Below are 22514 nucleotides of genomic sequence, written 5' to 3' on the forward strand. Positions count from 1 at the left end.
GGGTGACTGAACTGCTCGGTCCTGCGGAAATCAGGGCGCTGGCGGCCGAGCTGGACGTACGTCCGACCAAGAAGCTCGGCCAGAACTTCGTGCACGATCCCAACACTGTGCGCCGCATCGTCGACCTCTCGGGGATTGGTGAAGGGGACGTCGTCCTGGAGGTCGGGCCGGGCCTCGGCTCGCTGACACTCGGATTGCTCGCGACCGGCGCCGAGGTCGTCGCGGTCGAGATCGATCTTGTCCTGGCGGGGCGGCTGCCGAGCACCGTGGCCGAACGAGGCGGGGGCGAAAGGCTGACGGTCGTCGGCGCGGACGCATTGCGGATCACCGCGGACGATCTGCCCGCACGGCCGACGGCGCTCGTCGCGAACCTGCCGTACAACGTCGCCGTTCCCGTCGTGCTCCACCTGCTCGCCGAACTGCCGTCGCTGGCCAGCGGTCTCGTAATGGTCCAGACCGAAGTCGCGGACAGGATGGCGGCGGGGCCGGGAAGCCGGACTTACGGCGTGCCCAGCGTCAAGCTCGCCTGGTACGGGAAGACGCGCAAGGTCGCTGCGGTGCCCCGGGCGGTGTTCTGGCCCGTTCCGAACGTCGACTCCGCCTTGGTCGCGTTCGAACGGGGCGACGTGGTCTCGTCCGTGGATCGGGAGCGGTTGTTCGCGGTCGTCGACGCCGCCTTCTCGCAACGGCGGAAGACCTTGCGTGCCGCGTTGGCGTCGTGGGCCGGTTCCGCCGAACGCGCGGGGGAATTGCTCGAAAAGGCGGGTATCGACCCCAAGACCCGCGGGGAGCAGCTGGACGTTCATCAGTTCGCCCGGATCGCCGCGGCCGCGAGCTGACCACCTGTCGCAGGTGTGACCGAAGCCGCGCGAACGGCGGCAGGCCGAGGCTGTGCGGCCGCGTGATTCTCGACAAGGGCGGACTCGTCTTAGCAGGCAGCGCCCCAATTGAGAGCTTGAGAGATCCATGAGCATCTCAGAATATGGGCAACCCATCCTGTATGATGGACGCGGCCGGACGTGTGATCTGCGCCTACGCGCTTGCTTTCATCCGGTGGGATCGGTTTTACTCAATGAGCCATCCCGAGCGACTGAGAGACCTGGCTCGCCGAAGTCGCAGCAACCACCCTCCACAGGGCAGGTGCTACAGCCAGGACCGATGGAGGCTGTGCCTAATGAACAGGGTCACCCACCCGCTCCTGCTGACCAGGCGACGTGTCGTCGATGAAGGTCGCCGCACGGTAAGTGCGTGTCGACGCTCCACCGTTACTGCCTGAGTCTTTCCCCTTATCTCTGATTCCGTCCGTTCCCGGACGGTTACTCGGTGACGGTTGGCGCGCTCGAAAGATGCAGCGCCCCATGTGCATGGAGCCCTTCGTGATCACTGTCGAAAACCTGTCCAAGTCCTTTCCCCTCAACGGAAACCCTGTCGTCGCACTGCGCGATGTGAGCGTGGACATCCAAGCCGGCTCGCTGTTCGGAGTCGTCGGTCCGGCGGGCTCCGGCAAATCGACTCTCGCTCGGTGCATCGGTCTTCAGGAGCGTCCCGACCGAGGCGTCGTTCGTCTCGACGGCCTCAACACCGGGACACTCGACGGACGTCGGCTCCGCGAAATCCGGCGCCAGGTCGGAGTCGTGAGCACCAAGCCGGAATTGCTCGCCGAACGCACCATTGCCGGCAACATCGCTTCGCCGCTCGAGCAGCTCGGCCTTGACGGGCCGCAGCGCCGCACCCGGGTCGGCAATCTGCTCGATCTGGTCGGGCTCACCCCTCGTGCGGGGCAGCGACCGGGCGACCTGTCGGCGGGGCAGCTGCGCCGGGTGGCCATCGCCAAAGCTCTGGCTGCCGGGCCGTCCGTGCTCCTGGCCGACGACCCGACCGCGGGCGTGCAGCCCGAGGAGTCCGGTGCGGTCCTGACCGTGCTCGACCGGGCGCGCGCCGAGCTCGGCGTCACCGTGCTGCTCACGACCCCCGACGCCGGCGTGGTCCGCCGTGTCTGCGACGACGTCGCGGTTCTGGAGGCCGGCGCGATCATCGAACGCGGAACCGTGCTCGACCTGGTCTCCGACCCGAACAGCCGGACCGCGCAGGCGCTGCTTCCCGCCATCGAAACCGGGCGGGCACAGGCCTCGAAGTACGACCGCGCGGTGGACGTCGTGCTCGTCGGCTTCGCCTCGGTCGGTGCGCTGCTGCCGGAGGCGGCCGGTCGCTTCGACGTCGAGCTCGCCACCATCGGGGGCGGCCTGACCCGGATCGGCGACACGCCGGTCGGCCGGTTCCGCCTCGGGGTGCGTGGTGAGCGCGCGGACGCGGCGCTCGCCTGGATCGCCGAACGTGGCGGCCACGTGACCCATCCGGTCCGCGGACCGCAGGGTGTCGCCGCCTGATTTCTCCACGAACGGGCCGCTCAGGACGAACCTCGTCCGGGGCGGCCCGTTCGTGTTTGACCCGTCCATTCTCTTTCTCCTGGTGACAGCGCAAGTGGAGCGGCCACGTAGGCTTGACGCGTGCTCGCCGTCGTACCGCCCCCAGTGACCGTCAGGGTTCCCGCCAAGGTCAACCTGCACCTGTCGGTCGGAGACGTACGCCCGGACGGTTACCACGAGCTGGTGACCGTGTTCCAGGCGCTTTCGCTGACCGACGAGGTGACTGTCGCGGTCACCGAGGACCCGGGCGTCGAGGTCTACGGCGAAGGTGAAGGTTCCGTACCGACAGGAGCCAACAACCTCGCCTGGAAGGCGGCGCAGGCGTTGGCGGCCCATGTCGGTAAGGCGGACGGCGAGTCCAAGGTCAGAGTCGTGCTGCGCAAAGGCATCCCGGTCGCGGGTGGGATGGCCGGTGGCAGTGCCGACGCGGCCGCGACGCTGGTGGGGCTCGCGTCGCTTTGGAAACTCGACATCTCCCGGGATGAACTGGCGGGTATCGCCGCGAAGCTCGGTAGCGATGTTCCTTTCGCGCTCTACGGCGGGACGGCGCTGGGCACCGGCCGAGGCGAGCAGCTGGTGCCGGTCTTGTCGAGGCACACCTTCCACTGGGTCCTGGCCTTCGATCAGCGTGGGCTTTCGACTCCGCGGGTGTTCGGCGAGCTGGACAAGTTGCGTGAAGAGGGCAGCCCGCCGCGAATCGGCTCGCACACTCCGGTGGTGGAGGCGCTGGCATCCGGCGACCCACGGCAGCTGGCGCTGCTTCTCGGCAATGATTTGCAGGCGGCCGCTGTCTCGTTGCGTCCAGGGCTGCGCCGCACGTTGAGGGCGGGGGTCAACGCGGGCGCGCTCGCCGGCACCGTGTCCGGATCCGGGCCGACCTGTGCCTTCCTGTGCGCGGATGCCCAGTCGGCCGTCGAGGTGGCCGCGGAGCTGTCCGGCGCGGGTGTCTGTCGCACGGTGCGCGTCGCGCACGGTCCGGTACCCGGAGCCCGGCTGGTCGGCGGCGACGACGCGCCGCGGCCGTCGCCGCCTCGGGTGCACGCATGAGGGTGTCCGAGATGGACACCGACTAATTCGTTTGTGGTGCGAGCTTTTGGAAAGGATCGGCTGAGGCATGGCCAACTTGGTCAACCTGGAGTCGGTGAGCAAGTCCTTCGGGGTGCGCCCGCTGCTCGACGGTGTTTCGCTCGGTGTGGCGGAGGGGCAGCGTATCGGTGTCGTCGGTCTCAACGGGGGCGGGAAGACGACGCTGCTGGAGGTCCTCGCGGGGATCAGCGAGCCGGACACGGGACGCGTCAGCCAAGTCCGCGGCCTGCGGATGGCCGTGGTCACCCAGCGGACCGAACTTCCCGACGGCAGCACGGTCGGAGACGTCGTGCTGGAGCGCTACGGCGCGGAGCACGAGTGGGCCGCCGACGCGCGAGTCCGATCCATTATGGATGGTCTGGGCATCACCGCTCTCGGCATCGACAAGGAAACGGCGAACCTGTCCGGTGGCGAACGCCGCCGGGTGGCGCTGGCGGCCGCCCTCACCGGTGAACTGGACCTCGTGGTCCTCGACGAGCCGACCAACCATCTCGACGTCGAAGGCGTGCGCTGGCTCGCGGATCACCTGCTCAACCGCAAGATCGCGGTCGTTGTCGTCACCCACGACCGGTGGTTCCTCGACACGGTCGCGAGTGTGACCTGGGAGGTCGCCAACGGTCGCGTCGAACAGTACGAAGGCGGATACGCCGACTGGATCTTCGCGCGGGCCGAGCGGGCGAGGCTGGCGGCGACGGCCGAGGAAAAGCGGCAGAACCTGGCCCGTAAAGAGCTCGCGTGGCTGCGTCGCGGTCCGCAGGCCAGGACGTCGAAGCCGCGCTACCGCGTCGAGGCGGCGGAGGCACTGATCTCCGACGTGCCGGAACCGCGCGATTCGGTCGAGCTGCAGGCGTTCGCCCGCCGTAGGTTGGGGAAGACCGTGCTGGAGATCGAGGACGCCACGTTGACCGTCGGCGACCGCACCCTCCTCGATCACGTCACCTGGCGGATCGGGCCCGGCGATCGGATCGGCCTGGTCGGCGTCAACGGGTCCGGCAAGACGACGCTCCTCAAGCTGCTCGGCGGCGACAGGGAGCCCGAGACGGGACGACGGATCCAGGGCAAGACGGTCAGCCTCGCGCACCTGCGCCAGGAGCTCGACGACCTGCCGGGCGATCTGCGCGTGCTGCAGGCGATCGAAGAGGTCTCCGGCCGGGTCGTGTTCGGCAAGCAGGAGCTCACCGCTTCCCAGCTGGCCGAAAAGCTGGGTTTTCCCGCCGCGAGGCAGTGGACGCCGGTCGAGGACCTTTCCGGGGGTGAACGGCGCCGTCTGCAGCTGTGCCGGCTTCTGATGGCCGAGCCCAACGTGCTGCTGCTCGACGAACCGACGAACGATCTCGACATCGACACCTTGCAGCAGCTCGAAGATCTGCTGGATTCCTGGCCGGGCAGCCTCGTCGTCGTTTCGCACGACCGATACCTGGTGGAACGCGTCTGCGACACGATCGTGGCCTTGTTCGGGGACGGGCAGGTGACCCACCTGCCTGGTGGGATCGAGGAGTACCTCGACCGGCGCGCCAAGAGCCTTGAGAAGGCCGGCGGAGACCGGAAGACCGGCAACGCGCAAGCCTCCGCACCCAAGAAGAACGCCGCGGAACAGCGGGCGGCCCAGAAGGAGCTGTCCCGCCTCGAGCGCAAGCTCGACCAGCTGCACGCGAAGGAAGAGAAGCTGCATGCGGCGCTGCTCGCCGCGGCGACCGACCCGACGAAACTCATCGAGCTGAACACCGAATTGAAAGCCGTCGAAACGGAGAAGGAGGAGGTCGAGGCCCAGTGGCTCGAGACCTCCGAAGCGATCGAATGAGATCGCTCGACGGTGAGCGGGTCGTTCAGCGCGGACAGTAGTGTGACGCGCATGAGTCGGTTCGTGGACACGCTCGTCGCCACCGCGGCGGGGCGAGGTCAGCAGCGTGGAATGGTCACCGGGGAGCCCAAGGAGCCGGTTCGGCGTACGTGGGCCGAGATTCACGAGCAGGCCAAACGGGTCGCCGGGGGTCTGGTTGCGGCTGGGCTGGAGCCCGGCAAAGCGGTCGCGGTACTGGCGGCGGCGCCGTCGCTGATCGCGCCGACGGTTCAGGCGGTTTGGCTCGCCGGCGGCAGTGTGACGATGCTGCACCAGCCGACGCAGCGCACCGACCTCGCCGAATGGGCCGAGGACACCGTTCGCGTGCTGCGGATGATCGGGTCCGACCTGGTTCTGCTTGGTGAGCCGTTCGATCAGCTGGCGCCGGTGCTCACGGAGCACGGCATCGCCTTCCAGGTCATCACCGAGCTGCTCGAGGCCGAACCGCTGGCGGAGCCCGTGCCGACAGCCGAATCGGACACCGCTCTCCTGCAGTTGACCAGCGGGTCGACAGCCGACCCGAAGGCCGTTCGGATCACCTACGGGAACCTGTATTCGAACGTCAAGGCGATGGTCGACCGGGCCGAGTTCGATTTCGACGTCGACGTGATGGTCTCCTGGCTGCCGACCTTCCACGATATGGGGATGGTCGGCTTCCTGACGGTCCCGATGACGTTCGGCGTCGAGCTCGTCAAGATCACGCCGCTCGAGTTCCTGTCGGGACCGCTGATCTGGCCGCAGCTGATCAGCAAATACAACGGCACGACCACGGCCGCGCCGAACTTCGCGTACGCGATCGTCGGCAGGCGGATGGCCCGCGTCGAGGACGACGACGCGTACGACCTTTCGAAGCTCCGGATCGCGCTGAACGGCGCCGAGCCGATCGACGAAACGGCCGTGAACACGTTCGTCGAGGCTGGAGCCCGCTTCAAGATGCCTGCCGAATGCGTGTTCCCCGCGTACGGCATGGCGGAGGCGACTCTCGCGGTTTCGTTCGCGCCGTTGTTCACCGGCTTGACGCTGGACGTCGTCGAGGCCGACGCGCTCGAGGCGGACAACCGCGCGGTGCCGGTTCCTGAGGGCGACCCGCGTCGGGGTACCGACGAAGTCCGGTCGTTCGCGGTGCTCGGGCCGCCGCTCGACGGGCTCGAGGCCGAGATCGTCGACGACAAGGGAACCGTGCTCGGAGAACGCGAGGTCGGGGAGATCCGCCTGCGCGGCGAGGCCGTGACACCGGGGTACCTGACGATGGAAGGGCCGCTCGCGACACAGGACGAGGACGGCTGGCTGCTCACCGGTGACCTCGGCTATCTGGTCGACGGCATGATCGTCATCTGTGGCCGTCGCAAGGACGTCATCATCATGGGCGGCCGGAACCTGTACCCGACCGATATCGAACGCGCGGCGACCTCGGTCGAGGGAGTCCGGGCGGGGAACGCCGTGGCCGTGCGGCTCGACGCCGGAAGCCGCCGTGAACGGTTCGCCGTCGTGGTCGAGTCGAAACTCGCAGGCGATCCGGAAACGGAGAAGGCGCTGGCGAAGGAGGTCGCGGCCAAGGTGCGCGGCGCCGTCGACATGCGGCCCTTCGCGGTTGTGGTGCTCCCGGCGGGAAGCCTGCCCAAGACGCCCTCGGGCAAGGTGAAGCGGGCCGCGACCGCCGTCCAGTTCGCGGACAAGATCGCCAAGAACGCGGCGACCGGCTGACACGAAAGGGCCGGGTCCGCGAACATCGCGGACCCGGCCTTTTCGCTGCACCTCCCGATGGTCAGCGGCGTCGCCAAGGCGGCTTGCGGGTATGGGTGTGCTCCAAAGCGGGCGCTATGTAGTAGCCGTCGGAACGGGACAGCCCTGCCAGTGTTCCTTCGACGTCTCGCAGGAACGCGTCGACGGCTGCCGGGTCGTAGCCTCGCTTCGACAGCGGGGCTTTGGCGAACGCCACGTTGTGGACATCCGAAACCGACAGGTCGTCATCGCCGTCGAGGGTCGCCGCGACCCGTTCGAGGAAGGCGTCGACCGCGGGTTCGTGATAGCCGCGGGCGCCGATCGGCGCCCGGTCGAACTGCCGGGTTCTGGCCTCGAAGGCGGTGACGGGCACTAGCGCTCCCGCAGGAACTCGACGGGGCCTCGGTCCGGAACGGCGCGTTCGACGGTCGCCTCGTCCTCTTCGCGGGCGCCGGGCACGACGAGCGCGTGCTGGCCGGTCCGCTGGGCGAGCTGTGCTTCGACCTTGTCGAGGAAATCGTCGACTTCGCGTTCGTCGTAGCCGCGCTTACCGATCAACGGACGCGAGAACATGACGTGGTGGACCTCGGCGGCCGTCAGGTCGTCCCGGTCCGAGATCGTGTCGGCGATCCGTTCCAAGAACGCGTCGACCTCGTGTTTGGCATATCCGCGGCGCCCGATCGGGGCGTTCGGGAAAGTGGCGCCGGTGATGTCTTCGGCCGTAAACGACATGAAACTCTCTCCGGTTTCGGTGGGGAATGCGATCTCCGCATTCCGTCCTAACGGGTTTGAGAGTTCCCCGGAAGAGCTCGCGCTATTCCACGACTCGATCAGGGGCGTGGTGAAACGCCTTCGAGTGACGAGGTGTAACGCACTGCCATGTGAGCGGGTTCACCCAGCGTGGAAGGTATTCTGGGCCGCGGCGAGACCGGTGCTGATAAGCGCTTCAACGGCGTCGGCGCAACGATCGATCTCAAAAGCGAGCTCTTTGCGTTCGACCGTCGAGAAGTCTTTCAGCACGAAATCCGCCGGATCCTGCCGTCCCGGAGGGCGGCCGACACCGAACCGGACCCGGTAGTAGTCCTTCGTGCCCAGCGATTTGGTGATCGAGCGGAGACCGTTGTGCCCGTTGTCGCCGCCGCCCAGTTTCATCTTGAGGGCGCCGAAGTCGACGTCGAGCTCGTCGTGGACGACCACGACACCGGCCGGGGGGATCTTGTAGAACCGGGCCGCGCCAACGACAGGACCGCCCGAGAGGTTCATGTACGAGCGCGGCTTCGCCAGGACCACTCGCTGGCCGGCGAGCCTGCCTTCGAGGACTTCGGCGCCGCTCTTGTGGGTCTTGAACTTGCCGCCGACGCGGCGCGCGAGTTCGTCGAGCACCATGAAGCCGACGTTGTGCCTGTTGCCCGCGTATTGGGGGCCGGGATTGCCGAGGCCGACGAGCAGGATCTGCTCGCCGGCCCCGGGAAGTACTGCTTCGGTCACATCGGTGACTTTATTCGGCGTCCTCGGCGGTGGTCTCCGCAGCCTCGGCCTCGTCGCCCTCGAGCGCGGACTCGGACGGCGACTCGTTCACGGCGACGACCAGGGCGTCGGGGTCGGTGACCAGCGTGGCGCCCTTCGGCAGGACCACGTCCGACGCGTTGATCTGGGTGCCGGCGACGACGCCCTCGACCGAGACCTCGACCTGCTCGGGGATGTGCAGCGCCTCGACCTCGATCTGGATGGCGTCGAGGTCGGTGGTGACCAGGGTGCCCGGGCCGGGGGTGCCGGTGACGACGACGGGGATGTCGACGGTGACCTTCTCGCCGCGGATGACGACCAGCAGGTCGACGTGCTCGATGTAGTTCTTCAGCGGGTGGACGACGATGGTCTTCGTCAGCGCCAGCTCGCTCTTGCCCTCGAGGTCGAGGGTGATGACGGCGTTGCTGCCGTTCTCACGCACGACGCGGGCGAACTCGATGGCGGGCAGGGCGTAGTGGCGCGGTTCCGAGCCGTGCCCGTACAGCACCGCGGGGATCTTGCCGGCGCGACGCGTGCGGCGCGCGGCACCCTTGCCGAATTCGGTGCGGGGCTCGACGGACAGGCGTACCTCGGACACGGTGTAGCACTCCTTCAATTCACCAACATGTTCAGCGAAATCATGCTGAGGTGGGGATGGTTCGGGGCGGTTCTGGTGTTCGGCGGCGAATTCCACAGGCGTGCTCGACCGCGTGTGGCCACTCAAGCCGCCGCGTCGATCACGTCGGGCACCAGGTGCTCACGGAACCCGCCTCGCCGAGACCGGGAAAGTGTAGACCAACCGGTCGTGCGGGGGTCCCGCCGGGTGGCTCGTACAGGTGACAAGTCGGTGACAGCTGCTTCGCGAACCCGCGGATGTGGTGGTGCGCGACCCCTTTTCTAGGGTGTGATCTGCTCGCACGCGAGACTAAGGGGACGGGATGCCGGCACGACGGTCGAAGATCGGCGCGATCGCCGCCCTGTGCTGCCTCGTGGCCGGTTGTGACGTCGCGATCGACGGGGCGGCCGGGATCTCGCCCGCCGAACAGCAGCGGGTGGATCGGCGCGCGGAGCAGCGCGGCGCCGTCGAAAGCGCGCTGAAGGCGCTGGAGCAGGCTCCGGCCGTCGTGTACAAGTCGACGATCAAGGACGCGTCGGGTCAGCCCGCGGAACTGCAGTTCCGGATCACCCGGAACGGGAGCGCGCACGGCGCGCTGCCGGTCGATGGCCAGACCATCCAGGTCATCTCCGCCGACAAGCAGCTGTACCTCTCGGCGACGCCGGAGTACTGGAAGGCGCACGGGCTCGGCGACAGCGACCAGTACGGCACCAACTGGGTCCGTACGGACAGCTCGGATCTGCCGGTGAACGTCGTCGAGGTGCTCGACCCGCGCAAGGCCGCGTCGACACTCAGGACCGCGGTGTCCGGCATGAACCCGCTGACCGATCCTGTTCGTTCGAAGTTGCCCGACGGGACCGAGGTCTACGACGTCGGGAGCGGACTCGGAACACTGCGGGTGACCACCGCGGCGCCGCATCGTGTCGTCAGTTTCGCGCCTTCCCTCGTCGCCGCGGCGGGTGGCAAGACGCTCGGTGCCGAGATGCGGGTCGAGTCGCTCGCCGGGGAGGCGCTCAAGAAGCTCCAGACGGATCTGGACGGCGCGATCGGCGGGATCGGGCAGCCGTTCGACGCACTCACCCAGGTCAGGGTCACCGTCGTCAACGACAAACTGGACTGCACGGATTTCGTCGGGACCTGCCGGGCGACCATCGACGTCGCCAACTCCGTCATCGGCGGCGTGAGCGGGACGCCCGTGCACCTGAAGCTGACCGTCGACTTCACGGCGCAGTCCCTCGGCGCGCAGAGCTGCACGGCGGACGCCGACGCGGCGCCGGACACCACGACGAGCATGTCCTGCGAGGTCAAGTTCAAACTGCCGAATCGGAACGCCAGCTATCAGGTCCAGGCGAAGCCGTCGGCCAAAGGTGAGGTCCGGGCTCCGGTCGACGTCAACGCCGTTCGCGAAAAGCTCAAGTCCGAGTTCGCCACGCTGGGCGGCTGACCTGCACGCTCACCTCGGGGTGCGTTGCATACGTTGAAGTAGCCGAACTCGCGTTCTTAGCATCGGCGTGGTCGCCGATGAAAAAGGAGAAACGTGATGGCGAAAGTGGTTGTGTTCGGAGGGACCGGGTACGCCGGCGGGAAGATCGCCGCGGAGGCACGCGGCCGCGGTCACGACGTCTTGGTGGTGTCCAGGAACGCCGAAGGCGAGGGGACCAGGGCGGGCTCGCTCTACGACGAGGCTTTCTTGGCCGATGTCGCCAAGGGCGCCGACGTCCTGGTCATCGCGGTTCACGGGCAGAGCGGTCTGCTGGACGCGGTACCCTCGATCGCTCAGGTCGCGAGGGACAACGGCGCGCGGATCGGCGTGGTCGGCGGGGCGGGCAGCCTGCACGTGGCCGAAGGCGGTCCGCGCCTGATCGACACCCCCGATTTCCCGGACGAGTACAAGGGTGAAGCGGGTGCGCACGCCGAGGTGCTCGAAGCGTTCCGGAAGCTTCCCGAGGACGTCGACTGGTTCTACGTCAGCCCGGCCGCGGAGTTCGGCGCGTGGGCCGAGGGCGAGCGGACCGGCGAGTTCCGGCTCGGCGGCGACGTGCTCCTGACCGACGAGAACGGCGGTTCGAAGATCGGCGGCGCCGACTACGCGATCGCGTTCGTCGATGAGATCGACAAGCCGGAACACCGCCGTCAGCGTTTCTGCGTCGCTTACTGACCGGACAGTTCCCGCACGACCGGCGCGAACGTTTCCAGCATCGGTTCGAACACCGTGATGTAGGAGAAGCCGTATCGTTCGCGACGCTCATGGAGCTGCCGGACGATCTCGGCGACGGTGCCGAAAAGCAATTGGGGCGTTTCGAGCAGGGCGTCGACGTCGAGGCCGTCCTGGTCTTTGACCTCTTCACGCCAGGCTTCGGCGGCCGCGCGCCGGTCGTCCGTGACGACGACCCGCTGGACGAGCATGTTCAGTTCGGGATCGCGGCCGTTCGCGTGTGAGCGGAAGAAGGCGACGCGTTCGTCCATGCGCTCGGCGTCGTCGAGCCGGAACGTGCCCGGCGGGTTCCCCGGTGCTTGACAAAGCCCCGCGAAGCCGGCGATGTCGGCTTCGCGGGCGGCGAGGGAGAGCACGCCGTCGCTGTTGCCCGCGAGGAGCAGCGGGGGAGGCGTGATTCCTTCACCTGCGAAGTGTTCCCGCAGGTGGTCAAGGCTCTCGGCGAGGTACTCGATACGTTCCTTGGCCGGGATCCACGGCAGGCCTGCCTCGTCGAATTCCGATTTCATGTGGCCGGAGCCGAGCCCGAGGTCCAGCCGGTCGCCCGTCATCTTCACCGTCGTGACGACTTCGCGTGCGAAGAGCGCGGCGTTGTAGAAGGCCATATTGGAAACGAGAGTGCCGACGCGGGGCCGTTGGGTCACCGCGGCGGCCATGGTCAGCGCCGGGAAAGGCGCGTTCCGTCCCGGGCCGAGATGATCGGGCACGGAGATGACGTCGTATCCGAGGGCCTCGACGCGGCGGCACTTCGCGACCCAGTCTTCACGGTTCTCGGCGCCCCACAGGTTCACGCCGAACTTGAAATTCCCCATGTACGGAACCTAGCCACGCCGGGCGGCCGGGTGCGCGTCGTTTCGCGAGGAGCCGAAAACGAGCAAGGGACCCTTGCTGTCACTCTCCGAAAGAGAGCGATAGCAAAGGTCCCTTGCTTCTCCTGGATCAGGCGTTGCCGTCGAAGAGGGACGTGACCGACCCGTCCTCGAAGACCTGCTGGATCGCCTGCGCCAGCAGCGGCGCGATGGACAGCACGGTCAGCCCGGGGAACCGCTTCTCCTCCGGGATCGGCAGCGTGTTGGTGACGATGACCTCGCGCGCCTTGCAGTTCGACAGCCGCTCGGTGGCGGGGTCGGACAGGATGCCGTGGGTCGAGGCGATGACGACGTCGGACGCGCCTTCGTCGAGAAGGGCCTCGGTCGCCTTCACGATGGTGCCGCCGGTGTCGATCATGTCGTCGATCAGCACGCACAGCTGCCCGCGGACCTTGCCGACGACGCGGTTCGCGACGGCCTGGTTCGGCTTGTCGGGGTCGCGGGTCTTGTGGATGAAGGCGATCGGCCGGTCACCCAGCTGCGCCGCCCACTTCTCCGCAAGCCGCACGCGGCCCGAGTCCGGCGAGACGACGGTGATGTTCTCGCCGTGGTAGGTCTTGTTGATGTGCGCGGCCAGCACGTTCTGCGCGAGCAGGTGGTCGACGGGGCCGTCGAAGAAGCCCTGGATCTGCGCGGTGTGCAGGTCGACCGTCATGATCCGGTCGGCGCCCGCGGTTTTGAACAGGTCCGCGATCAGGCGCGCGGAGATCGGCTCGCGGCCCTTGTGCTTCTTGTCCTGCCGCGCGTACGGGTAGAACGGCATGATCACGGTGATCCGCTTGGCGCTCGCGCGCTTGAGGGCGTCCACCATGATCAGCTGCTCCATCACCCATTCGTTGATGGGAGCGGGGTGGCTCTGGATCACGAACGCGTCGGTCCCGCGCACCGATTCGTTGAACCGGACGAAGATCTCCCCGTTGGCGAAGTTGTGCGCGGTCTGCGGAACGACCGACACGTTGAGGTGCTTGGCGACCTCTTCCGCGAGTTCCGGGTGGGCGCGCCCGGAGAAGAGCATCAGGTTCTTCTTCGGTGTTCCGGACTTCGAGCTCATGCTGGCGACTCCCCGTCGTTTCCCTTGTTTGAATCGGACACGGCGGTGGTGTCCTGCTTCGCGGCGGAAGCTGCTTCCGCCGCGGGTGTGCCCGGCCTGCGCCGGGACACCCAGTCTTCGATGTTGCGCTGCGGCCCGGTGGACACGGCGAGCGCGCCCGGGGGCACGTCTTGCCTGATCACGGTGCCTGCCCCACTGTAGGCGCCATCGCCGATGGTCACCGGGGCGACGAACGTGTTGTCCGCGCCGAGCCGCACATGGGAGCCGATCGTGGTGTGGTGCTTGTTCACGCCGTCGTAGTTGACGAAGACGCTGGAGCACCCGATGTTGCTGTTCTCGCCGATGGTCGCGTCGCCGACGTAGGTCAGGTGCGGGACCTTCGTGCCGGCGCCGATGTCGGCGTTCTTCGTCTCGACGAAAGCGCCGAGTTTGCCCTTGGTCCCCAGCTTGGTGCCGGGACGCAGGTAGGTGAACGGGCCGACCTTCACGCCGTCGCCCAGTTCCGAATCCGAACCGTGGGTCCGCACCACCGACGCGCCCGCGCCGACGGAGACGTTCTCCAGGGTGCTGTCCGGGCCGATCTGCGCGCCCTCGCCGACCGAGGTCGAACCCTTCAGCTGCACGCCGGGCTCGATGACGACGTCGCGCGACAGGGTGACGCCCGCGTCGATCCAGGTGCTCGCCGGGTCGACGACGGTGACGCCCGCTTGCTGCCAGCCACGGACGATCCGGCGGTTCAGCTCGGCGCCGAGGACGGAGAGCTGGACCCGGTCGTTGACGCCTTCGGTCACCCACGGGTCGTCGATGACCAGCGCGCCGACGCCCTTGCCGTCGCCGCGGGCGATGCCGAGGACGTCGGTGAGGTAGAGCTCGCCCTGCGCGTTGTCCGTCGAAAGCCGAGAGAGCCCGTCGACGAGGACCGAAGCGTCGAAGGCGTAGACGCCGGAGTTGATCTCGGCGATTTCGTGCTGTTCGGGGGTGGCGTCCTTCTGCTCGACGATCGCGGTGACGACGCCGTTTTCGTCGCGGATGATCCGGCCGTAACCGGTCGGGTTCCCGACGACCGCGGTCAGCACGGTGACCGCGTTACCCGTGGAGGTGTGCTCGGCGACCAGGGAAGCGAGCGTTTCGGTGTCGAGCAGCGGGACGTCGCCGTAGCTGACGACGACGGTGCCGGTCAGTCCGGCGGGCAGCGCGGAGAGCGCGCACGAGACGGCGTGCCCGGTGCCCTTCTGCTCTTCCTGGACGGCCGTGACGACCTGGCGGCCGAGTGCCTCGCCGACCTTTTCCAGCCGGGCGCCGACCGAGTCGCGGCCGTGGCCGATGACGACGACCAGGTGCTCCGGGTTCAGTCCCGCGGCGGCCCGCACCGCGTGCTCGACCAACGGGCGGCCGGCGATCGGGTGCAGCACCTTCGGGGTGGACGAACGCATGCGGGTGCCCTCACCCGCGGCGAGGATCAACGTGCTCAGCGGGCCGGTCACGGCTCTCCCAACATTTCACCAACGGTGGTTGTCGGGCATTGATCCTACGTGGGCTGCTCGGAGTCCCACGCGGGGTCGGTCGGAGCATCCTCGCCGGGCCATCCGGTCGCCGGGTCGATGGCCATCGAGTTCACCGACGAAACCTGGTTCCCGCCGCCGCGTTTCGCCTGGTACATGGCCGCGTCGGCGCGGGCGAGGACCTGCTCGGCCCGCTCCTGCGGGCGGAGCGAGACGAGGCCGACGGAGAGGGTGACGCCGTGCGAAAGATGATGCGGCAGAGATGCGACGGCATTCACAGAACGACCCAGCGCCTGCTTCGCCGCGGAGGCCGGAGCCCCAGGTAGAAGCACGATGAACTCGTCTCCGCCGTAGCGGGCGACCACGTCGTCGCCACGCAGGGCGTCGCGCAGCGTGCTCGCGATGACACGGAGCACGTTGTCGCCTTCGGCGTGCGACTGCTTGTCGTTGACGTCCTTGAAACCGTCGAGGTCGACCAGCGCGACCGCGAGCGGCTGGGCGTCGGCGGACGACGCCAGCGAACGCAGCTTTTCGTCGAGCGCGCGCCGGTTCGGCAGCCCGGTGAGCGGGTCCTGGAGGGCCTGCTGGGTGATCGCGCCGTGCTCGGCGGACAGGCGTTCGTGCTCGCGGCGCGCGTTGAGCGTGGCGATCTGCGATTCCCGCAGCGACCACATCTCCGTTTCCAGGATGGTCGCGTAGTCGATCAGCGACTGGCTCGCCCCGGACGCGTAGTCCGGGGTGGTGTCGAGCCTGGCGAGCTCGCGGGCGAGGTTCAACCGCATCGACGGCAGCGAGCCGTCCTCGTTGTCTTCGCGGACCTCTTTGAGTACCTGCAGGGCGTCCTCGCGACGGCCGTCGTTGTCCAGGCAGCGGGCCAGCGCGATGGCGATGATCTCGCGTTCGTGCGGGAACACCAGTTCCGGATGCAGCAGCGAGTTCAGGCGTTCGATATGCGACGAATCGGGCGACGCCAGCGCGGCGGCCGCGGCGAGCACGCCGACCTGGTCGATCGCGGGCACCCCGGCCTTGCGCGGGAAGAGCGACTCGGTGAACGGGCCTTCGGCGGCCTGCGCCATCGACGCCGCGGTGCGGAACTTGTCCGCGCCCTCGTCGTAACGCTCGATGCGTTCGAGCCGCAGACCCCAGCCCAGCAGCATCTTGACCCGGTTGATCAGCTGGAGCGCGATCTCGTGCGGGCTCGCGCTGTCGCGGATCGCCTGCGCGGCGCGGGCGATGGCCTCCTCGGCCGCCTCGTAGACGCCCAGCTGGTTCAGCACGAGCCAGCAGTCGACCAGGGTCGTGGACAGCATCCGGTCCCAGTTGCGCCTGCCGACCTGGCGGTCCGGGACCGCGGAGTCGTCGAGGATGGCCAGCGCCCTGGCGATCTCGGTGAGGGCGGCGTCCTCCTGTTTGGCGATCACCAGACGGCGGCCGCGCATGGCGTGCGCGTCGGCCCGCATCAACGCGAGCCCGTGCCGCCTGGTGTGCGCGAGCATTTCGTCGAGCCGGGGCTCGGCTTCGGCGGCGAGGCCGCGGGTGACCAGCCTGGCCATCGCCGAATAGCGCAGCAGCTGGGCAACCAGCAAGGGTTCGCCACGGCGCTGTGTCTCGTCGAGGAGCTCGTCGAGGCTGGTGACGATGTCCAGCTGTTCGGCGTAGCTGACCCGTTGGATGGCCGCCCCGAGTTCGCGCGCGCGACCGTGGAGCCAGGCGTCGGACATCTCCGCAAGCGCCGGCCGCCTGCCACTGGTCGTCGCGTCCTCGGTCAGCCGCACACACCCCCACCGTTGAAAACGCCGCTGGTCATCTGTTCGTCTGCTCCGCCGCCAGGATTCGAACCTGAACTGTCAGAACCAAAATCTGAAGTGCTGCCGATTACACTACGGCGGATCGATCCTGGTCAGGATAGCCATGCCGGAGACCTCCGCGTGCGCCCGGGGGTTACCTCACCGTCGCGGGCACTCCACAGGGGACCAAACCTCCTGTACCGTAACTTACGGCATCGTAGGTAAGGTCACCCTTAGGGAAACCCTCGGGGTTGCGCGTAGAAAAGAAGTGACTGCATGACGGCTACCCTCGACCGTTCCCAGAAGCCCGCGAAGGGCCCCAAACCGGTAATCGACGGACACCGATCGAGCGCGGTGCAGCTCTCGGTCTACCTCGGGGTCATCTTCCCGCTCGCCGCGCTTCTCGCGGCCGTCCCGTTCGCCTGGGGCTGGGGACTGACCTGGGTCGACGTCGGCCTGTTCGTGGTCTTCTACGCGATCAGCGGGCTCGGTATCACCGTCTCGTACCACCGCTACTTCACGCACGGCTCGTTCAAGGCCAAGCCGTGGCTGCGCGTCGCCATGGCGATCGCCGGCAGCATGGCCGTCCAGGGCCCCGTGATCACCTGGGTCGCCGACCACCGGCGCCACCACGCCTTCTCCGATCGCGACGGCGACCCGCATTCGCCGTGGCTGTTCGGCACCTCGCCGGTCGCCATCGCCAAGGGGTTCTGGCACGCGCACATGGGCTGGCTGTTCGACCGCGACCAGACCAACGCGGAACGGTTCGCGCCGGACCTGGTGAAGGATCCGGCCATCAAGAAGGTCGACGACCTGTTCTGGCTGTGGAGCCTGCTCACCCTGGTGCTGCCCGCGATCCTCGGCGGACTGATCACCTGGTCGTTCTGGGGCGCGGTGACCGCGTTCTTCTGGGCCGGGCTGGTGCGCGTCTGCGTGCTGCACCACGTGACCTGGTCGGTCAACTCGGTCTGCCACATGATCGGCGAGCGCCCGTTCGCGGCCCGCGACAAGTCGGCCAACTTCTGGCCGCTGGCGATCTTCTCCTTCGGCGAGTCGTGGCACAACCTGCACCACGCCGACCCGACCTCGGCGCGGCACGGTGTGCAGCGCGGCCAGATCGACATTTCCGCGCGGCTGATCTGGATTTTCGAGAAGTTCGGCTGGGCCTACGACGTGCGCTGGCCGACCCCGCAGCGCCTCGCGCGCATCGCCACTGAAAGCAAATAGCGAGGTCGCGTTAGTCTTCTGCGATGGCGGGGAGAAGGCGGACCAAACGTGAAGCGGTCACCGGGGCGCGTCCTGTCGCCCCGGTGGCCCGGGTGCGGATGACGGGGACCGAGCGCAGGCAGCAACTGCTCAACGTCGCCAGGGCCCTGTTCGCGGAGAAGGGTTTCGAAGGCACGTCCATCGAGGAGATCGCGCATCGCGCGAACGTCTCCAAGCCGGTGGTGTACGAGCATTTCGGCGGCAAGGAAGGCATCTACGCCGTCGTCGTCGACCGCGAGACGCAGCTGCTGCTCGACCGGATGGTCTCCACGCTCCACGGTGGACACCCGAGGGTGATGCTGGAGCAGGCGGCGATCGCGCTGCTCTCCTACGTCGAAGACTCGCACGACGGTTTCCGCATCCTGGTGCGGGATTCACCGGTCGCGAGTTCGACGGGCACGTTCTCGACGGTGCTGAACGACATCGCCAGCCAGGTCGAGCACATCCTCGCGCAGCAGTTCGCCGCGCGGGGTTACGACGAGAAGCTGGCCGCGCTGTACGCGCAGGCGCTCGTCGGGATGGTCGCGCTCACCGGGCAGTGGTGGCTCGACGCCAGGAAGCCCAAGCGCGACGAGGTCGCCGCGCATCTGGTCAACCTGGCCTGGAACGGTCTGTCCAATTTGGAGCACAAACCCAAGCTGCGGCTGCACTGAACCTCAGCGCAGGAGCCCGGTCTCCCGCAGGTGATCGAAGATGATCTTGTCCACCGCGGAGACTCGGCCCTTGTCCGCGTAGCCGAGCCACGCGACCTCGTCGATCTCGTTGCCTGCCTTGAGCGTTCCGCTGAATTCGGCCGCCCCGTCGCGTGGCCGTCGGCCTGCGCTTCGAAGACCCCGGCGGGCTCGATGCTCGCCGGAACGATCTCGACGGTCAGTTCCTCACGGATTTCCCGGATCAGGGTCTCCGTGTCGGTTTCGCCGGGTTCGCGTTTGCCGCCGGGCAGAGAGAACACGGATTTGCCGCGTGGGCGGTGCTCAGGATCCGGCCGTCGCGCAGACGCAGCCAGGCGATCTTGTCGATCACGGGTCAGCCCAGTGCCGCGGCGGTCTCGGCGGTCGTGAGCACTTCGCCAAGTCGTGGGAACACCTTCGTGACCGCCGATTCGTGGGAGATCGCGGCGATACCCGCCATCGCGTCCGAAACGGCGATGGTCTCGTAGGCGTGGTCGATCGCGGCCCGCAGTGTCGATTCGACGCCGTATTCCGTGGCGATCCCGGCGAGCACCAGTGTCTTCACGCCGAGTCCGCGCAGGAGTTCGTCGAGTCCGGTGCGGTAGAACGCGCCGATCGTGTGCTTGGTGATCAGGTGCTCGCCTTCACGGGGCGTCAGCTCGGCGACCAGTTCGCTGCCGGGCGGCTGCTCGTCGACGCCCGTTCGGTGCGCGCGCACGTGGACGATCGGCGAGCCGGCCGCGCTGAAGGCGTCTCGCAACAGGACGGCGTTCGAGACGACCTCGGTGCCTTCGATCGGGACGGTCTCCAGCGCGACGATCCGGGTCTGCAGGTCGATCAGGACGAGCGCCGTCGTCGCCGGGTCGATCTTCGTCATGGGGGAAGCCTAGTGTCCCTACGCCGGCAGGAGATCTAGGCGCCAGGGGTGACCTTCAGCAGTTTGTCGTCCTGACCTTCCGAAGTCGTGATGTAGAGCGAGCCGTCGGGCGCGCTCCGGACCGCGCGAAGCCTGCCGAACTTGTCGTCGAACTCGGGCGGCAGCGTCACTTCGGTGACCTTGCCAGCGTCGTCGAGGCGGAACAGCAGGAGTTTCTGGCCCTTCAGCGCGGTCACGGCCAGCGAGCCTTCGAGCGCTCCCCACTGCGATCCGGTGAGGAACTCCGCGCCGCAGATCGCCTCGGTGATCTCGCCGGTCGTCCACAAAGGACTGACGGCGTCCGGGAAGCGCTGCTTGTCGGTCATCGGGACGCTTTCGTCGTAGCTGGTCTCGGTGCCGCCCTTGGACGGGTCCCAGCCGTAGTTCGCGCCCGCGGTCTCCAGGTTGACCTCGTCGTCGATCGTCGGTCCGTGCTCGGCGGTGAACACCTGGCCGGTGCCAGGACGGACCGTGACGCCCTGGACGTTGCGGTGCCCGTAGGTGAACACGCGCTGTTCGTTCGGGTTCGCGGACTTGATGAACGGGTTGTCCGGCAACGCGTTCCCGGTCTTCGCGTCGACGCGCAGCACCTTGCCGCCGAGACTGGTCCGGTCCTGCGGATGCCGCGGGCGGGCGGTGTCGCCGGTGCCGACGAGCAGCGCGCCGTCCGCGCCGAACGCGGGACGGCAGCCGGAGTGCCTGCCGCTGGGGTTCACCGGCAGCCCGGTCAGGAGGTCCTTGACCTTCGTCGCGCTCGCGCCGTCGTCCGACAGCCGCCAGGTGACCAGCCGGATGTCGACGGCGGTGTCGCCCTCCTTGTGGGTCTGGCAGGTGATGAACTCGCGCGAAGTCGCGAAGTCCTTGCTGACCACCATCCCCATCAGGCCGCCTTCGCCGCGGACGTGGACGTCGGAGAAGTCGGCGGCGACGTCGCGTTTCGTGCCACCTTCGACCAGCGCCAGCTTCCCGGGACGCTGGGTGACGAGGATCTTCCCGTCCGGCAGGAAGCCGACGTCCCAGCCATGTTCGAGCCCGGCCGTCACCTGCTCGACCTTCAACGCCGACACGGCGGGCTTCGAAGTGACCGGTGGTGCGCTCTGCACCGTCTCGCTTGACGCCCCGGAACAGGCCGTGACCAGCAAGGACAGTGAAGCGAACACGACGACGGCGGAAGTGCGCATGACATCAGCATGCCACCGTGGTCGACCGCCCACTAGGAACGGACCGGTCAACGCGTCAGGATCGCGGCCGTCTCGGCGTCGGCGGGAAGGAAGGTCTCCAGTTTCAATTCCGACACCGTGACGTCGGCCGCGGTCGCGAACGTCGTGATGGCCGTGATCAGCCGCAGTTCACCCGCCGAAGTGGACAGGCGCATCGGCACGGCGAACCCGAGATGGTCCGGGCCGGGCGGCCCCGGCTCCGGAACGTAACTTTCGAGTTCGGCCAGCAGCGCGGCGAGCCGCTCGTCTGGCGCGTGCGCGATCTCCTGCGTCAGCCGTTCGAGGATGTGCCGCGCCCAGTCCGCGAGGTTCCGCACCCGTGGCGCCATCCCCTTCGGATGCAGCGCGAGCCGCAGGGTGTTGACCGGTTCCTCCAGCAGTTCGGGCGCCACGTCCTCGAAGAGCAGGTCGAGCGCGTCGTTGCGGGCGACGAGCACGCCGTAGCGGTCGACGACGATCGCCGGGTACGGCCGGTGCCCGTCGAGCAGCCGCCGCATACCGTCGAGAACCGGCTTCAACCTGGGATCGTCCAGTTTCGTTTCGGGGAAACCAGGGGCGAACCCGGCCGCGAGCAGCAAACCGTTGCGTTCCCGGAGCGGGAGTTCGAGCGATTCGGCGACGCGCAGCACCAGGCCGCGGCCGGGAATCGACCGGCCGCCTTCCAGGAAACTCACATGCCGCTGGGTGGTCCCGGCCCGGAGCGCCAGTTCCAGCTGGGACAGCCGCCGCCGCTCGCGCCAGCCCCGCAGCGCGGGGCCGAATCCGGAAACCATGGTCGTCATCTTGGCCGAGCCGTCGCCGGTGCCGCCATTCCCTCGAAGGAATTGAGACGATTCCCCGCCGCGGCGATGCTCCCGGCATGAACTTCGGTCTGGTCGTCCCCACCTATCGGTCCATCCTCGACGCCGGGCGCACCGCGCCGGAAATGGTCGCCATCGCCGTCCAAGCCGAACGCCTCGGCTTCGATTCGGTCTGGGTCGGCGACACCCTCGCGCGGGCGCCCATCGATCCGTTGACGTTGCTCGGCGCGTTCGCCGCCAGAACCGAGCGGGTCACCCTCGGCACCGCCGCGCTGCTCCCGGCGTTGCGGGATCCGCTGCTTTCCGCGAACGCGATCCTCTCGCTCGACCTGCTCAGCCGGGGCCGGATCACGCTCGGGGTCGGCGCGGGGTTCGCCGGCCGCAGTGAACCCGAATTCGCCTTCACCCGCGTTCCGTGGGAACGCCGTCGCGCCCGGCTCGACGACATCGTCGCGTTGTGGCGGCACGTCTGGAGCGGGCAAAGCGGCCCTTTCCACGGCGAGGTGCTGCACTACGACACGCTTCCGGAGTACCCGGAACCACACCGTCCGGGTGGCCCGCCGGTGTGGCTGGCGTCGTTCACGCCGGGCGCGCTGGAGCGAGCGGGACGCCTTTACGACGGCTGGCTGCCGTATCCGCCCGACGTCGCGGACTACGCCGACGGGCTCGCGAAGATCCGCGAAGCTGCCATACGCCCGTGACGCCCGCGTTGTTCGCGACAGTGCTCATCGAGAATGACCCGATCCGGGCACGTGAGCGGCTGGAGGACTACGCGCGGCGTAATTACGGCGTTCCGCTGGACTTCGTCGAGAAGATCCAGGTGCAGATCGCGGGCAGCCCGGCGCAGGTCGCCGACAGGCTGCGCGAATACCAGGACGCGGGCGCCGAACACGTGCTGATCCGGATCGCGACGCAGGAACCGGCCGAGTTAGACGAACAGCTTCCGATGGTCGCCGACGCCTTGCCCCGGTGATCGCGCGGCGGACTGTCGGTGCCCCCACGTAGGCTGGGACGGTGACAA

The 22514-nt window shown here is 68.0% G+C and carries 20 protein-coding genes, 1 tRNA gene, 2 pseudogenes and 1 riboswitch; of the genes and pseudogenes, 10 read left to right on the forward strand and 13 right to left on the reverse strand.

Going from position 1 to position 22514, the window contains the following annotated elements; translation table 11 throughout:
* Positions 1–2 precede the first annotated feature (2 nt).
* From rsmA to ACFVM3_RS04575, 5 genes are all read left to right on the forward strand, one after another.
* Entirely contained in the window at positions 3–839 is an 837-nt protein-coding gene (rsmA, locus tag ACFVM3_RS04555; RefSeq protein WP_378435523.1) for a 16S rRNA (adenine(1518)-N(6)/adenine(1519)-N(6))-dimethyltransferase RsmA, read from the forward strand.
* 235 nt (positions 840–1074) lie between these two features.
* A riboswitch (SAM riboswitch) is annotated at positions 1075–1165 on the forward strand.
* A 211-nt stretch (positions 1166–1376) separates the two neighbouring features.
* Positions 1377–2387, forward strand: a complete 1011-nt coding sequence (locus tag ACFVM3_RS04560) for a methionine ABC transporter ATP-binding protein (protein WP_378435525.1) — start codon at positions 1377–1379, stop codon at positions 2385–2387.
* Positions 2388–2507: 120 nt separating this feature from the next.
* Positions 2508–3473, forward strand: coding sequence for a 4-(cytidine 5'-diphospho)-2-C-methyl-D-erythritol kinase (locus tag ACFVM3_RS04565; protein ID WP_007028772.1), 966 nt, complete (start codon positions 2508–2510; stop codon positions 3471–3473).
* A gap of 67 nt (positions 3474–3540) precedes the next feature.
* Positions 3541–5313 (forward strand): ATP-binding cassette domain-containing protein, encoded by a 1773-nt coding sequence (locus ACFVM3_RS04570; RefSeq protein ID WP_378435527.1) that lies wholly within the window; start codon positions 3541–3543, stop codon positions 5311–5313.
* Between the two features lie 51 nt (positions 5314–5364).
* Positions 5365–7056, forward strand: coding sequence for a fatty acyl-AMP ligase (locus ACFVM3_RS04575; protein ID WP_378435529.1), 1692 nt, complete (start codon positions 5365–5367; stop codon positions 7054–7056).
* 61 nt (positions 7057–7117) lie between these two features.
* Here ACFVM3_RS04575 and ACFVM3_RS04580 read toward each other — a convergent pair whose 3' ends face one another.
* The 4 genes from ACFVM3_RS04580 to ACFVM3_RS04595 form a co-directional block, all read right to left on the reverse strand.
* Positions 7118–7447, reverse strand: coding sequence for a DivIVA domain-containing protein (locus ACFVM3_RS04580; RefSeq protein ID WP_378435531.1), 330 nt, complete (start codon positions 7445–7447; stop codon positions 7118–7120).
* The gene (locus ACFVM3_RS04585) at positions 7447–7806 is read right to left on the reverse strand and encodes a DivIVA domain-containing protein (RefSeq protein ID WP_378435533.1); all 360 of its coding nucleotides are present in this window, start codon (positions 7804–7806) and stop codon (positions 7447–7449) included. The genes ACFVM3_RS04580 and ACFVM3_RS04585 overlap by 1 nt, the downstream gene beginning before the upstream one ends.
* 159 nt (positions 7807–7965) lie before the next feature.
* Positions 7966–8562 carry an aminoacyl-tRNA hydrolase gene (gene pth, locus ACFVM3_RS04590; RefSeq protein WP_378435535.1) on the reverse strand — a complete coding sequence of 199 codons (597 nt, stop codon included), beginning with the start codon at positions 8560–8562 and terminating at the stop codon, positions 7966–7968.
* A gap of 10 nt (positions 8563–8572) precedes the next feature.
* Entirely contained in the window at positions 8573–9178 is a 606-nt protein-coding gene (locus ACFVM3_RS04595; protein ID WP_378435537.1) for a 50S ribosomal protein L25/general stress protein Ctc, read from the reverse strand.
* 340 nt (positions 9179–9518) lie between these two features.
* On the opposite strand from ACFVM3_RS04595, the gene ACFVM3_RS04600 reads away from it, so the two are divergent.
* Positions 9519–10640 (forward strand): hypothetical protein, encoded by a 1122-nt coding sequence (locus ACFVM3_RS04600; protein ID WP_378435539.1) that lies wholly within the window; start codon positions 9519–9521, stop codon positions 10638–10640.
* A gap of 96 nt (positions 10641–10736) precedes the next feature.
* Positions 10737–11354 carry an NAD(P)-dependent oxidoreductase gene (locus tag ACFVM3_RS04605; RefSeq protein ID WP_378435540.1) on the forward strand — a complete coding sequence of 206 codons (618 nt, stop codon included), beginning with the start codon at positions 10737–10739 and terminating at the stop codon, positions 11352–11354.
* Here ACFVM3_RS04605 and ACFVM3_RS04610 read toward each other — a convergent pair.
* The 5 genes from ACFVM3_RS04610 to ACFVM3_RS04630 all read right to left on the reverse strand — a co-directional run bounded on the left by ACFVM3_RS04610 (position 11348) and on the right by ACFVM3_RS04630 (position 16723).
* A complete protein-coding gene (locus tag ACFVM3_RS04610; protein WP_378435542.1) occupies positions 11348–12223 on the reverse strand; it encodes a TIGR03621 family F420-dependent LLM class oxidoreductase in 876 nt (291 codons plus the stop codon). The genes ACFVM3_RS04605 and ACFVM3_RS04610 overlap by 7 nt on opposite strands.
* Positions 12224–12350: 127 nt before the next feature.
* Positions 12351–13331: a ribose-phosphate diphosphokinase gene (locus ACFVM3_RS04615; protein ID WP_378435544.1), complete on the reverse strand. Its 981-nt coding sequence runs from the start codon at positions 13329–13331 to the stop codon at positions 12351–12353.
* Entirely contained in the window at positions 13328–14815 is a 1488-nt protein-coding gene (glmU, locus tag ACFVM3_RS04620; RefSeq protein ID WP_378435546.1) for a bifunctional UDP-N-acetylglucosamine diphosphorylase/glucosamine-1-phosphate N-acetyltransferase GlmU, read from the reverse strand. The genes ACFVM3_RS04615 and glmU overlap by 4 nt, the downstream gene beginning before the upstream one ends.
* Before the next feature lie 44 nt (positions 14816–14859).
* Entirely contained in the window at positions 14860–16608 is a 1749-nt protein-coding gene (locus tag ACFVM3_RS04625) for a diguanylate cyclase (protein WP_125674121.1), read from the reverse strand.
* Positions 16609–16651: 43 nt separating this feature from the next.
* Positions 16652–16723, reverse strand: a tRNA-Gln gene (locus ACFVM3_RS04630).
* Between the two features lie 173 nt (positions 16724–16896).
* Here ACFVM3_RS04630 and ACFVM3_RS04635 point away from each other — a divergent pair.
* Both ACFVM3_RS04635 and ACFVM3_RS04640 read left to right on the forward strand, forming a co-directional pair.
* A complete protein-coding gene (locus ACFVM3_RS04635) occupies positions 16897–17847 on the forward strand; it encodes an acyl-CoA desaturase (protein ID WP_378435548.1) in 951 nt (316 codons plus the stop codon).
* 98 nt (positions 17848–17945) lie between these two features.
* A complete protein-coding gene (locus ACFVM3_RS04640; RefSeq protein ID WP_037342446.1) occupies positions 17946–18539 on the forward strand; it encodes a TetR/AcrR family transcriptional regulator in 594 nt (197 codons plus the stop codon).
* A 3-nt stretch (positions 18540–18542) separates the two neighbouring features.
* Here ACFVM3_RS04640 and ACFVM3_RS04645 read toward each other — a convergent pair.
* The 4 genes and pseudogenes from ACFVM3_RS04645 to ACFVM3_RS04660 form a co-directional block, all read right to left on the reverse strand.
* Positions 18543–18909: pseudogene (locus ACFVM3_RS04645) on the reverse strand (NUDIX domain-containing protein).
* A gap of 3 nt (positions 18910–18912) precedes the next feature.
* Positions 18913–19434 carry an isochorismatase family protein gene (locus tag ACFVM3_RS04650; protein WP_378435550.1) on the reverse strand — a complete coding sequence of 174 codons (522 nt, stop codon included), beginning with the start codon at positions 19432–19434 and terminating at the stop codon, positions 18913–18915.
* A gap of 35 nt (positions 19435–19469) precedes the next feature.
* On the reverse strand, positions 19470–20654 hold the full coding sequence (locus ACFVM3_RS04655) for a PQQ-dependent sugar dehydrogenase (RefSeq protein ID WP_378435552.1): 1185 nt from the start codon (positions 20652–20654) through the stop codon (positions 19470–19472).
* 47 nt (positions 20655–20701) lie between these two features.
* Positions 20702–21466, reverse strand: coding sequence for a helix-turn-helix domain-containing protein (locus ACFVM3_RS04660; protein ID WP_378435554.1), 765 nt, complete (start codon positions 21464–21466; stop codon positions 20702–20704).
* 86 nt (positions 21467–21552) lie between these two features.
* Here ACFVM3_RS04660 and ACFVM3_RS04665 point away from each other — a divergent pair.
* Positions 21553–22466 (forward strand): annotated as a pseudogene (locus ACFVM3_RS04665) (LLM class flavin-dependent oxidoreductase).
* The last annotated feature ends 48 nt before the right edge of the window (positions 22467–22514 follow it).

Origin of the sequence: Amycolatopsis sp. NPDC057786, assembly GCF_042797905.1 — a bacterium.
Classification (GTDB): domain Bacteria; phylum Actinomycetota; class Actinomycetes; order Mycobacteriales; family Pseudonocardiaceae; genus Amycolatopsis.

What these genes read in the sequence shown, in the direction of transcription:
- ACFVM3_RS04640 (WP_037342446.1), top strand. Translation starts at nt 17,946, where the DNA reads ATGACGGGGACCGAGCGCAGGCAGCAACTGCTCAACGTCGCCAGGGCC.
- ACFVM3_RS04585 (WP_378435533.1), bottom strand. Translation starts at nt 7,806, where the DNA reads ATGTCGTTTACGGCCGAAGACATCACCGGCGCCACTTTCCCGAACGCC.
- ACFVM3_RS04635 (WP_378435548.1), top strand. Translation starts at nt 16,897, where the DNA reads ATGACGGCTACCCTCGACCGTTCCCAGAAGCCCGCGAAGGGCCCCAAA.
- ACFVM3_RS04660 (WP_378435554.1), bottom strand. Translation starts at nt 21,466, where the DNA reads ATGGTTTCCGGATTCGGCCCCGCGCTGCGGGGCTGGCGCGAGCGGCGG.
- ACFVM3_RS04605 (WP_378435540.1), top strand. Translation starts at nt 10,737, where the DNA reads ATGGCGAAAGTGGTTGTGTTCGGAGGGACCGGGTACGCCGGCGGGAAG.
- ACFVM3_RS04650 (WP_378435550.1), bottom strand. Translation starts at nt 19,434, where the DNA reads ATGACGAAGATCGACCCGGCGACGACGGCGCTCGTCCTGATCGACCTG.
- ACFVM3_RS04655 (WP_378435552.1), bottom strand. Translation starts at nt 20,654, where the DNA reads ATGCGCACTTCCGCCGTCGTCGTGTTCGCTTCACTGTCCTTGCTGGTC.
- ACFVM3_RS04610 (WP_378435542.1), bottom strand. Translation starts at nt 12,223, where the DNA reads ATGGGGAATTTCAAGTTCGGCGTGAACCTGTGGGGCGCCGAGAACCGT.
- ACFVM3_RS04575 (WP_378435529.1), top strand. Translation starts at nt 5,365, where the DNA reads ATGAGTCGGTTCGTGGACACGCTCGTCGCCACCGCGGCGGGGCGAGGT.
- ACFVM3_RS04570 (WP_378435527.1), top strand. Translation starts at nt 3,541, where the DNA reads ATGGCCAACTTGGTCAACCTGGAGTCGGTGAGCAAGTCCTTCGGGGTG.
- ACFVM3_RS04600 (WP_378435539.1), top strand. Translation starts at nt 9,519, where the DNA reads ATGCCGGCACGACGGTCGAAGATCGGCGCGATCGCCGCCCTGTGCTGC.
- ACFVM3_RS04615 (WP_378435544.1), bottom strand. Translation starts at nt 13,331, where the DNA reads ATGAGCTCGAAGTCCGGAACACCGAAGAAGAACCTGATGCTCTTCTCC.